Here is a 14,616-nt window from a genome sequence, read left to right on the forward strand (position 1 = left end):
GGGATTATTTTTTTCCGGCCATAAGGCTGATGAATTTATCGAAGAGCACAACGATGTCGTGCGGGCCGGGGCTGGCTTCAGGATGACCCTGGAAGCAGAAGGCGGGGGTATCGGTAAGCTCGAAACCCTGCAAGCTGCCATCGAACAGCGACACGTGCGTGGCGCGGGCATTGGCGGGCAAAGAGTCGGCGTCTACATTGAAACCGTGATTCTGGCTGGTAATGAAGACCCGCCCGGTATCCAGGTCTTGTACCGGGTGGTTGGCGCCGTGATGGCCGGTTTTCATTTTGACGGTTTTCGCACCCAGGCCCAGCCCGAGTATCTGCTGGCCCAGGCAAATGCCGAACAAGGGGATCTTTTGCTCAAGTGCCGCCTTGCAGGTGTCGATGGCGTAAAGGCAGGGTTCGGGATCGCCGGGGCCGTTGGACAGAAAGATGCCGTCGGGTTTCAGGTCGAGCACATCTTGCACAGGGGTTTGGGCCGGCACCAGGGTAACGCGGCAACCGCGATCGACCAGCAGGCGCAGGATGTTGGTTTTGATGCCGTAATCGTAGGCGACGACGTGGTAGGTGGCGCCAGTGGGTTCGGAAAAGCCCTTGCCCATCTGCCAAGTGCCCGAACGCCAGTTGTCAGCGCTTTTGATGGAGACGGTCTTGGCTAAATCCTGGCCCGACATGCCGGGGAAGTCACGTGCCATTTGCACGGCATGGCCGACGTCGTCGCCCACCATGATACAAGCGCCTTGCGCGCCCCGCTGGCTTAGTATGCGCGTGAGCTTACGCGTATCGACACCGGCAATGGCGACTGTACCCTGCTCTTTCAGATAGTCGGGCAGCGACTGCGTGGCGCGGAAATTCGATACCCGCAGCGAGCAATCGCGCACCACCAGACCGGCTGCATGAACGTGAGTGGACTCGACGTCTTCCTCGTTGACACCCGTGTTACCGATATGAGGATAGGTCAGTGTGATGATCTGGCCGCTGTAGCTCGGGTCGGTCAGGATTTCCTGATAGCCCGTCATGGCGGTGTTGAAGACGATTTCGGCGACGCAATACCCATCGGCGCCGATAGAGACACCCTTGAAGATGGTACCGTCCGCCAAGGCGAGGATAGCTGAAGGAGCCCCTTTGGACCCCTCTGATAGTAGTGACGGCAGCACTGTAAACCCCGGTTATAAAGTCAGTAATTAAACCTTTCGATTATACCTTGCGGCGGCCGGTCCTTATGTAAGGGGCCGTCAGATCAAGGCGCCCGCCTGTCCGCAGGCGGAAAATGGTCTACAGTAACAGGCTCTGTTCCGTATTGTGTTAACTGGTGTAAAGCTTATGTCGAACCAACTAGAAGCCCTGCGTCAATTCACCACCGTAGTCGCCGACACTGGCGATTTCGACACCATGCGCAAGCATCGGCCGACCGACGCCACGACTAATCCCTCGCTGATTCTCAAGGCCGTTCAGAACGAACAAAACCGCGAACTTGTACAGCAAGTTATCCGCGACCATGCCAACGCTTCCAGCAGCGAGCTGGTTGATCAGTTGCTGGTGGCCTTCGGACGCGAAATCCTTGCGATTATCCCGGGCCGCGTCTCTACTGAAGTGGATGCCCGCCTGTCTTTCGACACACAAGCCAGCATAGAGCGGGCACGCCAAATTATCCAGATGTACCAACGCGCCGGCGTCAACCCTGAACGGGTGCTGATCAAACTGGCTTCAACTTGGGAAGGCATACAAGCTGCGCGTGTGCTGCAGTCCGAAGGGATACGCTGCAACATGACCCTGCTGTTTTGCCTGCCCCAAGCCATTGCTTGCGCCCAGGCCAAGGCGCAGCTGATTTCCCCCTTCGTTGGGCGCATTTACGACTGGCATAAGAAGGCTGCGGGCGACTCATGGGATGAAGCGGCCAGCGCCGGCGCCAACGACCCGGGCGTGCAGTCGGTCAGGCGCATCTACCAGTACTACAAGGCTTACGACATTCCGACTGAGATCATGGGCGCGAGCTTTCGCAATATCGGGCAAATCCGGGCTCTGGCCGGTTGCGACCTGCTTACCATCAGCCCCGATCTGCTGGACGAACTGGCGCACAATACCGAGCCCCTGGCAAGGCAGCTGGATCCGCAAAGCGCCAAGCAAGATGCGCCCGAGTGGTTGGCAAGCAACGAAGTGGCTTTCCGCACTGAACTGAATCAAGACCCCATGGCCACAGAGAAACTGGCTGAAGGCATACGGGCGTTTGCGGCTGATGCCGTCAAGCTGGACACCCTGATTGCGGCCGCGCGCAAGCAGTAAGCCACCACCCTGTTCAAGTGCTGCGTCTTTCCATCAGTGCCCAGGCTATCGTGCCCGCATCGACGTATTCGAGCTCGCTGCCCGCGGGCACGCCACGCGCCAGCCGGCTGACCGACAGCCCCTGGGCGCGCAGCAGCTCTGACAGATAATGAGCGGTGGTTTCACCCTCGGCCGTGAAGTTGGTGGCGAGAATGACCTCCTGCACCTGCCCGTCACCGGCGCGCCTTAACAAGCGGTCGAACTGCAGGTCCTGGGGGCCTATGCCTTCCAGCGGCGCCAGGCGTCCCATCAAGACATAATAAAGACCCCGGTAACCATGGCTGGACTCAATCATGTTCTGGTCGGCGGGTGTCTCGACCACGCACAACACGCTTGCATCCCGCTTGGGATTGCTGCACGTCGGGCAGACCTCGGCTTCGCTGAAACCGTTGCAGCGCGCGCAATGGCGCAGGTCGCGCACGGCAGCTGCCAGCGCCTGGCCAAGTTGCTCGGCCCCAGAAATATCGTGCTGCAGCAGGTGATACGCCATACGACGCGCCGATCTGACCCCGACACCAGGCAGGCGTCGCAAGGCTTCGATCAACGCTTTTAGCGGCTCGGGCTCGGGTAAGGGCGCTTCCATCAGAAGGGTAGCTTCATTCCCGGAGGCAAAGGCATGCCGGCCGTCACGGACGACATCTTTTCTTGCGAAGTGGTTTCCGCTTTGCGCAGCGCGTCGTTAAAAGCAGCGGCGACGAGGTCTTCCAGCATGTCTTTGTCGTCGGCCAGCAGCGTAGGATCTATGGTGACGCGCTTGACATCGTGCCTGCAGGTCATCGAGACCTTGACCAGACCGCCGCCCGACTCGCCTTCGACAATAATTTCGGCAAGGGCGTCCTGCGCCTTCTTCATGTTTTCCTGCATTTGCTGCGCTTGGCGCATCAATCCGGCTATCTGACCTTTCATCATGGTGTGGCTGTCCTGAAAATAGTTAAAAAATGGCGTTCAAGCGGCGCGGTCGCGTGGCGTCGCACTGACGGATCCGGGCACAACCTGCGCCCCAAAGTCGGTGATCAGCGCCAGCACGAATGGATCGTTGGCAACGGCCTGCTCGGCGGCTTGCTGGCGCAGCTGGCGTTGTGCCTGCTCTACCGCATGCGCCGTGTCGTCGCCGGTAGCGCCGTACTCCACATTCAGCTGCACGACCGTACCGAAGTGCTCGGAAAGCACGGTGCGCAGGCGTGATTGCCCTGGGCTCTCGGCCAGTGATCTTACGGCGACTCGCAGGTTGATCTGCTCGCCCTGCCCGCCCAGCCACTCGCTTTGCCGGGCCAGCTCGGCAGCCAGGCCGGTAAGCGGCAAACTGGCTGCCAGCGTCGGCCATTGTTGCGCTGTCATGTCTCGTATGCGCGCCGACTTGGTCTTCTTGCGCTCCGGCGCCAAAGCGGCGGGTATGACTTCGCCATCGATCGCAGCCTGTTCTTGCGTGAACTCGTCATCGAAGCCGTCCGCATCGGCAGGCTCGAACCGCGCATCGTCGAACCCGGCGTCATCGTCGGCACCATGCATGGTCTCGAAGTCGGCTTCAGCCGTTGCCCGGTCCGCTTGTACCGCTGCGGCTTTGGGGGGCTGTGGCGACTTTGTCGATGGGATCGCGGTGGGCGGCGGCGTAGCGGGCAAGTCTTCCCAGGCGGGGACATCGTGTTGGTCAGCAGGCGGCGTCTCTTGCGCAACGGGCACAATGGGAACAACTGGAGCCACCGGCGTCACCACGACGGGCGGGGCCTGGGGCGCTACCGACGCTGCGGGCGCCTGCGCGCTTGCGGGCTCCGCCGAAGCCGAAGCCGAAGCCGAAGCCGAAGCCGAAGCCGAAGCCGAAGCCGAAGCCGAAGCCGAAGCCGAAGCCGAAGCCGAAGCCGAAGTTGCCGGCGCTGCGGCCGAAGGCGCGGCTGCGACCGGTGCCACCGTTGCCGGCGGCGCAATAGCCTGCGCCTTGCTGTCGGGCCGGGGCGGGACCGGCGGAGCCGGATCGGTGGGCGCCAACGCCAGCATGCGCAGGCAGGCCATCACAAAGCCGGCGTACTCGTCCGGTGCCAGGGACAGCTCGTGACGGCTGTGAACCGCCACCGAGTAAAACAATTGCACCAGATCGGGATGAATCGCCGCGGCCAATGCAATGAGGTCTTCGGCCAAGGGGTCTTCCTGGGCCGGCATGTCGGGCAAGCGCTGCTGGATGGCTATGCGCGACAGCAGCACGGCCAGATCGGCCAGGGCGCCTGAATAGGACAACCCTCGAGACGCAAGCTCGTCCGCAACGGCCACAACTTGCTTGGCATCGCCAGCGGCCAGAGCCTGAAGCAAGTACACCAGGTGACGCTGGTCTATGGTGCCCAGCATGCCCTGCACCGCGTCGCTGCTTAGATTGCCGGCACTGTAGGCAATGGCCTGATCGGTAAGGGAAAGCGCATCGCGCATGGACCCGGAGGCCGCCTGTGCCAGCAAGCGCAGCGCCGGACCCTCGTAGGGCAGGCCTTCCTGGCCCAGCACTTCCTGCAAGTGACCGACTATTGCTTCGGCCGTCATCTGCTTCAGATTGAACTGCAAGCAGCGCGACAAGACGGTTACGGGTATCTTTTGTGGGTCGGTCGTGGCCAGAATGAACTTGACATGCGGCGGCGGCTCTTCGAGGGTCTTGAGCATGGCGTTGAAAGCGTGCCCGGTCAACATGTGGACTTCGTCGATCATGTAGACCTTGAAGCGACCGCTGCTGGGCGCATAGACGGCTTGCTCCAGCAATTGCGTCATTTCGTCGACGCCGCGGTTCGATGCGGCATCCAGTTCGACATAGTCAACGAAACGGCCGGTATCGATTTCGGTGCAGGCCTGGCAAACCCCACAAGGCTTCGCCGTGATCCCACCCTGGCAGTTCAGCGATTTGGCCAATATGCGGGACAAGGTCGTCTTGCCGACGCCGCGCGTTCCGGTAAACAGCCAGGCATGATGCAGGCGCTGGGTTTCGAGGGCGTGCGTCAGTGCACGAACCACGTGGTCCTGGCCGATCAGGGTATCAAACGAACGTGGCCGCCATTTACGTGCCAGAACCAGATATGTCATGCAGGGGCTTGAAAACGGGGAGCTATCGAAGGGTAAACAAAAAGTGTACCGGATTCGACGTCACTTGGGGCATTTGGGGCGATGCCATGGAGGATGAGGGGCGAGCCTGACTTCGGCACTGACTCTGAGCGACTATGGCTGCTTCGTTCCCGACCTGACCAGTTTCACCGCCGAACCATGCGAAGGGGCCCGCCGAATAAGAGTTTAACAGGACTTGCCCAGCTGCGCGGCCGGCGAAGGGGAATAATCGATCCACACATCGACGCGCGGGAAATACAAGGCGCCACGGGCTGGTCGGCCATCCAGCGCCGACACATGGGCGCAATAGCGCTCCATCTGTTCGCGGTATCGCTCGCGCATCCGCGTCGCGTAGTCTTCCATGGTTTCGCCTTCGGCCGGCACACCAGTCTTGTAGTCGACCACCAACCAGTTCTGCTCCTGTGAGATTGCCAGGTCAATCACCGACACACGTCCGGAGAGATCCAGCAGCGACCATTCCCGATGGGCGCTTGCCGCTTGCAGCAGCCAGAGCCCCCGTTCACTGGCCAGCGTGGCGGCCAGAGTGTCGCGCACGATACGGGCGGCGGCCGCAGCGCCCCCATCCGGTACGCCGGCCCGTGTCAATTGCCTGGCAAACAGAGGCAGGCAGTCGTCCAGTCTCTGCACTGTCCATGCATCAGCCCCTTCCTTGCCCACCCTCTCGAGCCAGGCGTGGGCAACCGTGCCTATGAGGTTCTCGAAGCCGCCATCAGGCTTCCATCTCCAGGCGGCGGAGCCGGCTGTGGCGGTTGCCTGGGGAATATCGGCCACTTCTGGTGGTTCGGACCGCCGAACCAGAAAACGCTGGCCTTCGGTCGCCCCGCGCAGATCGATCGTCGCCTCCGGCAACTCGTCCGCGCTCGGTACCGACGGCTTGCCCATGTAATCCCACAAACGGCCCAGCAAAGAGGTATTGGCCGGACTCTTGATGGCCATGTCCTCATCCAGTTGAACAGCGCCCACCAGATGCAGCTGCTGTTTGGCCCGGGTCAGCGCCACATAGAGCATGCGGTCGGTTTCGTACGCTGCGCGCTTTTTGTCGCGCTCTGCCAGATACACGGAGACAGGATCGTGATCGCCTGCCGCCCGCGGTTTGATGGGCCCAAGCAAGAGCTCTCCGTCGTTATGCTCGAAGCGCAACAAGGGCGCGCGGTCGGCACGTGGACGGCGATGCAGGCCGGCCAGGATGACGGTGTCGAACTCCAGCCCCTTGGACTTATGGATGGTCATGACCTCGACAGCGCGGCCGCTGCCTTGTGGCGCCGCGTAAAGCTTATCCAGGCGATCTTCCAGCGATACGGGATCCAGGTTGCCGTAGGGGGCCAGTTGTTCGATCAGGCGAAACAGGCGCTCGGCATCGGCCTTGTCGTTCGCGTTGGGGTACAAAAGCGGACCGCCCAGCCTCGTCCAGCAGTCTTCCAGCCATGCCGCGAAAGGGACCGAACCGGCAGCATTCGTGCCGTCCAGAAGGATGGCAGCCGCTGCCCGCAGCCGTGTCAGTTCCGCGCCATCGATTAGCGGATTATCGGCCTGATCCGACCGGAGATAGGGTGCCAATAGCGCAGGCACGCTGGACTGGAAGTCATGGCCACAGAGCGCATGCAGCGTGTTCAAGGTAAGGCCGCATAAAGGTGAACGCAGTACCGACAACCATGCAAGCCGATCCCCGGGATGAGACAAGGCGCGGGCCAACTGGGCCAGATCGATCACCACTTGCCGCGACTTCAGCGACACAAGCTCTACCGCCCGGCACGGCACGCCCTGCTCGGCCAACCGATGCACCATGGCGTCAAGGTGACTGCGCGCGCGAACCAGGATGGCCACCGGATGCTCACTGTCTGGATGCTGAGCCAGGGCCTGCTTGGCCAGCGAGATCGCAACCGACTCGGCCGTCACGATGGCCTCGTCCGCCTCGGCGCCAGTCCGGTCGGCGCGTATCCATATCGGGTGGAACTCAACGCCCAGGCCTTGCACGCCGTCATTGAAAGCTACCGACCGCGTGTACTTGATCGCCCCCAACCCCGGGCTGTCTTCCTTGGGAAAGACGGGGCCGCAAGTTGTGTTGACCCAATCAACCAAATGCGCCTGGGAACGGAAGTTGTCCGTGAGCTCCAGCGCTTTGAGGGACAAGGCACCCAGGCCTTGCGCCTTTACCTTCAGGAAGCCTCCGACGTCGGCCTTGCGGAATCGATAAATGGACTGCATGGGATCGCCGACCAGAAACAGGCTGCGGCCATCGTCAGATGTCCAGCCGGCCGTCAGGCGCTCCAGTAACTGGATCTGAGATTGGCTGGTGTCCTGGAACTCGTCGACCAAGATATGACGTATGGAAGTGTCCAGTGCCAGCAGCAAATCGCTGGGATCGTCGGCATCGCCCAACGCCTGCAGCGCGCGTTGCGAGATCTCGGTGAAGTCGACTTCACCGGCCTCGGCAAAGCGCAATTGCAACTGTGCAGCTGCCATCCACAACACCTCGATAAGCAGGCGCAGCACCCGCTGCTGTTCATCGCTATAGCCGGTGGACGGCGCATGGCGGATGTCGGCAAGCGCTGCGATCCAGGGCTCGGACTCGGGCACGGCCTGCACCCATGCGAGGAAATCGTCCTTGTAAGCTGCCTTGGCTTCAAAGCCCTCTTTGATGGTCACCCGCTTGCGCAGGCTTCCGCTTTTGGTGAGCAGCATTCGTGCAAGCGCCTGCCACTGCGCCACACAGGACGCGTCGGCATCCAGCGGCGCGCCGTCCCAGTCGTGCAGCAAGGCAAGGTCCGGGTCGCCTCCTTTCTCGGCCAGCACCTGCGCGGCGCGCGAAACACAAGGCGCAAGACTCGCGGCCCAGCCCGGCGGCATGGCGGCCAGCAGGCGAACCAGGTCCGCCTCGATGGCCGCATCCAAGCTGTGCAGCAAGCGCTCGATGTCGGCGCTGTCCGCCAGCAAGGGCAACCATTGGTCGCGACTGCCCAGCATGTCGACGATCAGATCCTGGGTATAGGCTACGTCGACATCCAGATGCTCGATGAGCGCCGCGACAGAAGCGTTCTCGTCAGCCATGGCCAGCGTGGCCCGGGCAGCCGCCTCGAAGTGTACGCGCGCATCGTCGGTAATGGCCGGCACCCCGCCCAAGGAGCTTAGCCACGGCATGGCACGGACCAGGTAAGCACAGAACGAATCGATGGTGCGTATGCCCAGGCGCGCCGGATACTCGAATAGATTCCAGCCCAGTTCGTTGTTGCGTTGCAAGGCCTTGCGCGCCAGCTCCCAGCTACGCAGCTTGTAGGGCTCGGTCGGTTGCGGGCCCGCACCCGCCCGCAGCTTGGCCAACACACGCGCATGCATTTCCGAGGCGGCCTTGCGCGTAAAGGTAATGGCCACGATCTCTTCGGGACGCTTTACAGTGGCCAACAGGGCCAGTATGCGATCGGTAAGCAGTTCGGTCTTGCCGGACCCTGCGGGTGCCTGGATAAGAAACGAGTGCGCCGGATCGACGGCGGCGGCGCGTACCGCACTGTCGCTGGGATGTTTAATCGACACGGGCAATATCCTCGGTAAGCCGCAAGAAGGGAAGCACATCGCAATACTGCAAGTCGTCTGCCCGCAGGCTGTGGTTGCGGGCGTAGCCTGACGCGTACTCGTCAGCCAGGCCTTGTATGGTCTCGCGCCACTTGGCCATCAGTTGCTCCCAACTGAGCGTGGCGAAGTCCGGCCAGTCGGACAGCGCGGATAGACCCTCCATGCCGAAGTCGCCGTCTGCCAAGCCCTTGATCTCGACCTCGCGAGCATGCAGGCGAGCCAGCACCAGCGCGGCGATCTGTTCATTGCCCTGGGCCAACACCGCCGCATAGAACGGAAGCTGCAGATTTACCGGACGCTCGCGCATCCAGTCGGGGCGAGGGTCGATAGCACCATTTCCGGATTTGTAATCGATGACGGCCAAGCGACCGTCGTGCAGGCAATCGATGCGATCCAGGCGCAGGCTTAGCTCCAGGGGCCCGTGCTGCCATTCGTAGCGCTGCTCGACGTCACGTACTTCGAAGGGTGCACGCTGCAGCTCGCGCATCAGCCACGTATGCATGACGCGGATGGCCCGCCGGCACTCGAGTTCGCGCAGCGCCTGCCCATAATCCTGTAAACACTCATCGGCCGCCTGCGCGACGACTTCCTCCAGCATGGCGAGGACGCCATCGCGCTGGTGCAGGTCGGTCAAGGCCTGTTGATCGGGCAGTATGCGCCACACCAATTCCGCCGCGCGATGCAGAAGCACGCCGCGCGCATTCTGATCCGAGATGTCGGCATAAGCGTCGAGACGTCTGGCGCCCAGGCGATATTTGACGAAAGCCCATAGCGGGTTGCGCGCCTGCGTGTCGATGACGGCGATCCCGCCACGCGTGCTGCTGCCCGACTGCAGGGCAGGCCCCGACTCGTCCAGCAGATAGTCCATGGTGCAGGGCGTGCTGGACGGACTGGACAGGGCGTAGTCAGTCAGCGGTAGTTCGGCAATGCACGGACTGGGGCGCAACTGGCGCTCACCCTCGTACAGCGCGTGACTGAGCCATACCTGGGGCGCGCAGGCCAGCAAGGATGCGTACAAGGTCTTTGCCCACTGCAGTTCGCGGTCGGGCGTCGCCCGCGGCGCTTGCGCCTGACGCAAGGCTGCCAAGGGAATAAACGGATTCGGTCGGGGTACTGCCGGCAATACCTCGTCCGTGAGGCCCAATACCCACACCCCGTCCCAACGTCCGCCTTCCGACTCCAGAAACCCCAATACGTCCAGCCGTGCGGCAGGATCGCGCTGCGGTTGAAAAGGTGTTTCGCGCAGCAGCCGGCGCAGCAGGCTGATCGCCGCGCTAAAACTGACTGGCCCTGTCACTGGCGCGAGGCGGCCCAGCCGATCCAGGGCCTCATCAAAAGCCTCCAGCGCCTGGAAGGCGTGGCTGCCCAACGCGCCTTGCCCCGGGAAGCCCAGGCCATGCAGCATGCGCCGGAACTGCTGAGCCCAATCAGACACCAGGGCCGCGCTCGAATGCTCGGTCGCGGCGCTGAGGCAGTCACGCCATGCGGCGGCAAGCCGTGGCGCGTGACGATCAAGCGAGGCCGCAAACTGGGTGGCGGTAACACTGACGGTGGCCTGGCGGCGCCAATAGGCGTCCAGCGCCGCCCGCCCGCCGGCCTCCGATGCATCGCCGACACAAGCACCGGCCAGCAAGGCCGGTCCCAACTCGGCCGGCTCGCACGGCCGTTTTCTGGCGTATCGCGACAGCACCTGCAACCAGGCCAGCGCCGCGCGGACCACCGCCCACTCGGCCAGCGGTCGCGCCACCGCGACGTTGTACGGCATGGCGCGCCCGCTCTGGTCAACACCCAGTGCGGCACGCAGGTAGCGATGGACCAGCGGCACATCGGCTTCGAGCTGTGCGGCAACGATGGCATATCGACCGGCGGGATCTTCGCGCAAACGGTTGGCTGCCCACAATGCCGCGTAACGCCATTCGGTATCGGGGTCGGGTGCCGCGATGCGCTGCACTTTCTGTGCTGGCGCCCCGGCTTGAGACAGCCGCAGGATGCTTACACCCTGCTCCCGCTGAGCTTCCAGGATGGCGGCCAGGCGCGGCGAAATCTCGTTGAACCCGGCCATGACCAAAACGGGAACGACTGCCGGCATCGCGCCGCAGCAGATCGCAGCATGGATGCGCTCGTATGCCAGATTGCTGTCTTCTGCATCCATCTCGTTCAAGACGCTGCGGTAGCGTTCGCGCCAAAGCTGGAAACGCTGGTAGTCGACGGTCAGGCCCTGATCGGGCACCTGAATGCGCCAATCATCCAGCAAGCGATCCGCGTCGGCAGCAAGCTTGGCTGCCTGCGCGACATCCAGCAAGGCACGATCGGCCTCGACCTCCTTGATGACACGCTGCCACAGCAATTGCGCGCCAAAGGCATCGACAGTATGCGAGGCCAATTGAGCCTGCGGCATGAATGACAACTGGTCGGCCAGCCGCCGCAGCCAGCCTGACAAGGGCACGATATCGGGAACCGGCATGACGCGTCGTTCGTCGCCCAGGGCCGCCGAGAACTCGGCCAGCACACGCCGCGCATGGCGATTATTGACCGTCAAGACAAGGACCTTCTGGGCATCGAGCCCGGAAAGTTCGTCCACCGTGATTTCGTCCAGCGTCGCGATCATTCCCTGATGCCTCTCTTGTGCACAAACGCAAGGTGCAGCTTAAACTAGATTGATGTCAACCAAGCCCAAACCTGTCTCTGAAAAGTCCACCATCGCACTGGACGGCTCGATCTGGTTCAGTTCGGGCGACCAGAAATGGGGCAGCGAAAAGCGCATGGCCTTGCTGGCCGCCATAGACGACGAAGGCTCTATTACGGCGGCGGCCAAAAGAGTGGGCCTGAGCTATAAGGCGGCATGGGATGCCGTGGACACCATGAACAACCTTGCCGGCGAGCCCCTGGTAAATCGAAGCACGGGTGGCTCGCGCGGTGGCGGTGCCACGCTTACTGCCCGCGCCCGCGAGCTGATTAACCTCTATCAAGCGCTAAGCCGTGAGCATGAACGCTTCATGGCGCAGCTTGCCGCGGGAGGCGGCCCATCGTCCCGTAACCTCGAGCTGATCCAGCACATGATGATACAGACTTCAGCGCGCAACAAACTTCCTGGCACGGTCGACCGGGTCGTGCACGGCGCGGTCAACGACGAAGTCATCCTGAAGGTGGGCGATGGCAGCGAAATCGTGGCGTCCATCACCAGCGAAAGCGCCTCGAATCTGAATCTGCACCCTGGCAAGCGGGCACTGGCTTTCATCAAAGCCTCGTCCATCATAGTGGGGCTGGGCGCTGGGTCCATGGTCTTGTCCGCGCGCAATCAGCTACCGGGGCGCATCGTCCGCATCACGCAGGGCGCCGTCAATGCGGAAGTCAGCATTCAATTGGATTCAGGCCCTACGATTGCCGCCATGGTCAGCCGCGACGGCATCGCCGACATGAAGTTGGCCGAGCACATGGAGGTCTACGCCATTTTCAAGGCATCAAGCGTGATGCTGGGCGTGCTGGATTGATGCAAGGCGTATTCATCGCGGGAGCTCTCCCGGACGATGCGACCGTCCTCAATTTCGAATACACGATCAGCCAGCACCCGCGCGTCCTCGGGATCATGGGTGATCAGTATGGAAGGAATATCCAGCCCCATCTGCACGGCGGCCAGTTCTGCACGCATGGCCTTGCGCAACCCCGCGTCCAGCGCGGACAAGGGCTCGTCCAGCAGTAACAAGCGGGGTTGTACCGCCAAGGCGCGCGCCAGGGCGACACGCTGCTGCTGCCCGCCTGAAATTTCTGCGGGGTAGCTCTCCAGCACCCCTTGCAGACCGAAAGCCTCGACCCAGCGACGGGCGGCAGGGCCGACCGTGCTGCGAGGAGAGTTGCGCCACCCGGGCTTCAGGCCGAACTCGATGTTCTGAGCAACGGTCAAGTGAGGAAACAAGCCATAATCCTGCTGCAAGTAGCCCAGCCGCCGGTCGCGTGGGGTCAGAGCGATGCCTTGTGCGGCGTCGAACAACACCTTGTCGCCTATGCTGACCATGCCGGCATCCGGACGCAACAGACCTGCAATAGCACGCAGCGTCAAGGATTTTCCTGAGCCCGAAGGGCCCACCAGGGCAATGCGGCGGGCCGATGCATCAAGATGAACATCCAGCAAGAACTCACGGTTGCCGGCACGTAGCGATTTCGTGACATGGATGCGCATCATGATCCCGCCCTCCTCGGGCCGGTCATCCGCAGACGATTGGGCATCAGCCGGACGGCGGCCCACAGGACGACTATGCATGTCAGCGATGTGGTCAGGACCAGGGTAGCGGCTGCACTGTCGTTGCCCGCCTGGACCGCCTCATAGATGGCAATGGAAAGCGTCTGCGTCTGGCCCGGAATACTCCCGGCTATCATCAGCGTCGCGCCAAATTCGCCCAGCGCGCGAGCAAAGGCAAGAAACACCCCCGCCAAAATACCGCGCATGGCGAGCGGCAACGTCACGCGAAAGAAGACGCCGGCAGCGCTGATGCCCAACACGGCGGCGGCATGCTCCAACCCTGGATCGACCTCTTCGAAGGCCGCGCGCGCCGCTTTCAGCACCATGGGGAAAGCCACCACCGTAGCCGCGATGACCGCTCCTTGCCAGGTGAACACCAGCTCTATGCCCCAGCCAGAAAGAAACTCCCCCAGCCAGCCCCGTCGCCCAAGCAGCACCAGCAGGTAGTAGCCGATAACGGTGGGCGGCAAGACCAGCGGCAAAGTCAGGGCGGCATCGACAAGATCGCGCCCAGGCGAGCGCCATCGCGACAAGCCATAAGCCGCGGCGGTGCCCAGCAGTGCAGAAAAGAAAGTCGCCCATCCGGCCACCTTCAGAGACAGCAACAAGGGAATGCTGACCTCAGACATGCTGCATCATCACGGCGCAGAAAACCCGTGCTTCTGAAGAACCTGCTGCCCGGCGGGCGAATTCACGTAAGAAAGAAATTCGGCCGCCTGGGGGTGACGGCCGCTGCGTTCGACCAAGGCGATGGGATACAGAACCGGCGACGGTGACGTCAGGGCGGTAACCACCTTGACGCGATCCGCCATGGCGGCCGCATCTGTGGCAAAGACAAAGCCGGCGTCGACCTCGCCGCGTGCGACGTAGCTTAATACCTGGCGCACATTCTGGCCCAATACTTCATTTTTCTTCACGGTATCCCAACTGCCGGCGTGTTCCAACGCCGTCCGGGTATAGCGACCCGCCGGTACGGTGGCGGGGTTGCCAAAGGCAACTCGTCCGATGGCGCCCCCTGCCAGATCGGCAAGGCCCGAGATGTTTTGCGGATTATCCGAGGGCACGATCAGCACAATTTCGTTGCGTGCGAAATCGCGACGACTGCCGGGCACAATATTACCGGCTTGCTCTGCGGTGTCCATCGCCTGGCTGTCGGCCGATGCGAACACATCAATGGGAGCCCCGTGCACCACCTGCTGCGCAAGCGCATCCGAACCCGCAAAACTCATCAATACTTTGGTGCCGGGGTGTTGCTGCTGAAAACCTATGGCCAACTCAGTAAAGGCATTGGTCAGACTGGACGCCGCTGCTACCAAGATGTCTTGAGCGCTGGCCGCGGTTGGTGCTCCAAGCAGCGCAATCGCTGCAATGACGAGATATCGTTTCAGTGCCATG

11 protein-coding genes and 1 other RNA gene are annotated in these 14,616 nt (G+C 62.3%); 2 read left to right on the forward strand and 10 right to left on the reverse strand.

The window, feature by feature from the left end; translation table 11 throughout:
- Positions 1 to 4: 4 nt before the first annotated feature.
- Entirely contained in the window at positions 5 to 1,159 is a 1,155-nt protein-coding gene (carA, locus tag CKA81_RS09355; RefSeq protein WP_128355018.1) for a glutamine-hydrolyzing carbamoyl-phosphate synthase small subunit, read from the reverse strand.
- Between the two features lie 166 nt (positions 1,160 to 1,325).
- Between carA and tal the strand changes: the two genes are divergently transcribed.
- Positions 1,326 to 2,285, forward strand: a complete 960-nt coding sequence (tal, locus tag CKA81_RS09360; protein ID WP_128355019.1) for a transaldolase — start codon at positions 1,326 to 1,328, stop codon at positions 2,283 to 2,285.
- 13 nt (positions 2,286 to 2,298) lie between these two features.
- Here tal and recR read toward each other — a convergent pair whose 3' ends face one another.
- From recR to CKA81_RS09390, 6 genes are all read right to left on the reverse strand, one after another.
- On the reverse strand, positions 2,299 to 2,907 hold the full coding sequence (gene recR / locus CKA81_RS09365) for a recombination mediator RecR (RefSeq protein ID WP_128355020.1): 609 nt from the start codon (positions 2,905 to 2,907) through the stop codon (positions 2,299 to 2,301).
- Positions 2,907 to 3,233 (reverse strand): YbaB/EbfC family nucleoid-associated protein, encoded by a 327-nt coding sequence (locus CKA81_RS09370; RefSeq protein ID WP_128355021.1) that lies wholly within the window; start codon positions 3,231 to 3,233, stop codon positions 2,907 to 2,909. Before CKA81_RS09370 ends, recR begins: the two co-directional genes overlap by 1 nt.
- Positions 3,234 to 3,269: 36 nt before the next feature.
- Positions 3,270 to 5,378 carry a DNA polymerase III subunit gamma/tau gene (locus CKA81_RS09375; protein ID WP_128355022.1) on the reverse strand — a complete coding sequence of 703 codons (2,109 nt, stop codon included), beginning with the start codon at positions 5,376 to 5,378 and terminating at the stop codon, positions 3,270 to 3,272.
- Between the two features lie 96 nt (positions 5,379 to 5,474).
- Positions 5,475 to 5,572: signal recognition particle sRNA small type (gene ffs, locus CKA81_RS09380), an RNA gene on the reverse strand.
- Positions 5,573 to 5,582: 10 nt separating this feature from the next.
- Positions 5,583 to 8,945, reverse strand: a complete 3,363-nt coding sequence (locus tag CKA81_RS09385) for a UvrD-helicase domain-containing protein (RefSeq protein WP_228255694.1) — start codon at positions 8,943 to 8,945, stop codon at positions 5,583 to 5,585.
- On the reverse strand, positions 8,935 to 11,592 hold the full coding sequence (locus CKA81_RS09390; protein WP_128355024.1) for a PD-(D/E)XK nuclease family protein: 2,658 nt from the start codon (positions 11,590 to 11,592) through the stop codon (positions 8,935 to 8,937). The genes CKA81_RS09385 and CKA81_RS09390 overlap by 11 nt, the downstream gene beginning before the upstream one ends.
- A gap of 52 nt (positions 11,593 to 11,644) precedes the next feature.
- Here CKA81_RS09390 and CKA81_RS09395 point away from each other — a divergent pair, with 52 nt between their 5' ends.
- Positions 11,645 to 12,475, forward strand: a complete 831-nt coding sequence (locus tag CKA81_RS09395) for a TOBE domain-containing protein (protein ID WP_128355025.1) — start codon at positions 11,645 to 11,647, stop codon at positions 12,473 to 12,475.
- On the opposite strand, the gene CKA81_RS09400 is transcribed toward CKA81_RS09395, so the two are convergent.
- The 3 genes from CKA81_RS09400 to modA are packed head-to-tail and all read right to left on the reverse strand — an operon-like array spanning position 12,427 to position 14,615.
- Positions 12,427 to 13,161, reverse strand: a complete 735-nt coding sequence (locus CKA81_RS09400) for a sulfate/molybdate ABC transporter ATP-binding protein (protein WP_394342552.1) — start codon at positions 13,159 to 13,161, stop codon at positions 12,427 to 12,429. The genes CKA81_RS09395 and CKA81_RS09400 overlap by 49 nt on opposite strands.
- Positions 13,161 to 13,850 carry a molybdate ABC transporter permease subunit gene (gene modB / locus CKA81_RS09405; RefSeq protein WP_128355026.1) on the reverse strand — a complete coding sequence of 230 codons (690 nt, stop codon included), beginning with the start codon at positions 13,848 to 13,850 and terminating at the stop codon, positions 13,161 to 13,163. The genes CKA81_RS09400 and modB overlap by 1 nt, the downstream gene beginning before the upstream one ends.
- 9 nt (positions 13,851 to 13,859) lie before the next feature.
- Positions 13,860 to 14,615, reverse strand: a complete 756-nt coding sequence (modA, locus tag CKA81_RS09410) for a molybdate ABC transporter substrate-binding protein (RefSeq protein WP_128355027.1) — start codon at positions 14,613 to 14,615, stop codon at positions 13,860 to 13,862.
- Position 14,616 lies beyond the last annotated feature (1 nt).

It is taken from the genome of Pollutimonas thiosulfatoxidans, assembly GCF_004022565.1.
Taxonomy (GTDB): domain Bacteria; phylum Pseudomonadota; class Gammaproteobacteria; order Burkholderiales; family Burkholderiaceae_B; genus Pusillimonas_D; species Pusillimonas_D thiosulfatoxidans.

What these genes read in the sequence shown, in the direction of transcription:
- tal (WP_128355019.1), top strand. Translation starts at nt 1,326, where the DNA reads ATGTCGAACCAACTAGAAGCCCTGCGTCAATTCACCACCGTAGTCGCC.
- recR (WP_128355020.1), bottom strand. Translation starts at nt 2,907, where the DNA reads ATGGAAGCGCCCTTACCCGAGCCCGAGCCGCTAAAAGCGTTGATCGAA.
- CKA81_RS09370 (WP_128355021.1), bottom strand. Translation starts at nt 3,233, where the DNA reads ATGATGAAAGGTCAGATAGCCGGATTGATGCGCCAAGCGCAGCAAATG.
- CKA81_RS09375 (WP_128355022.1), bottom strand. Translation starts at nt 5,378, where the DNA reads ATGACATATCTGGTTCTGGCACGTAAATGGCGGCCACGTTCGTTTGAT.
- CKA81_RS09390 (WP_128355024.1), bottom strand. Translation starts at nt 11,592, where the DNA reads ATGATCGCGACGCTGGACGAAATCACGGTGGACGAACTTTCCGGGCTC.
- CKA81_RS09395 (WP_128355025.1), top strand. Translation starts at nt 11,645, where the DNA reads ATGTCAACCAAGCCCAAACCTGTCTCTGAAAAGTCCACCATCGCACTG.
- CKA81_RS09400 (WP_394342552.1), bottom strand. Translation starts at nt 13,161, where the DNA reads ATGCGCATCCATGTCACGAAATCGCTACGTGCCGGCAACCGTGAGTTC.
- modB (WP_128355026.1), bottom strand. Translation starts at nt 13,850, where the DNA reads ATGTCTGAGGTCAGCATTCCCTTGTTGCTGTCTCTGAAGGTGGCCGGA.
- modA (WP_128355027.1), bottom strand. Translation starts at nt 14,615, where the DNA reads ATGGCACTGAAACGATATCTCGTCATTGCAGCGATTGCGCTGCTTGGA.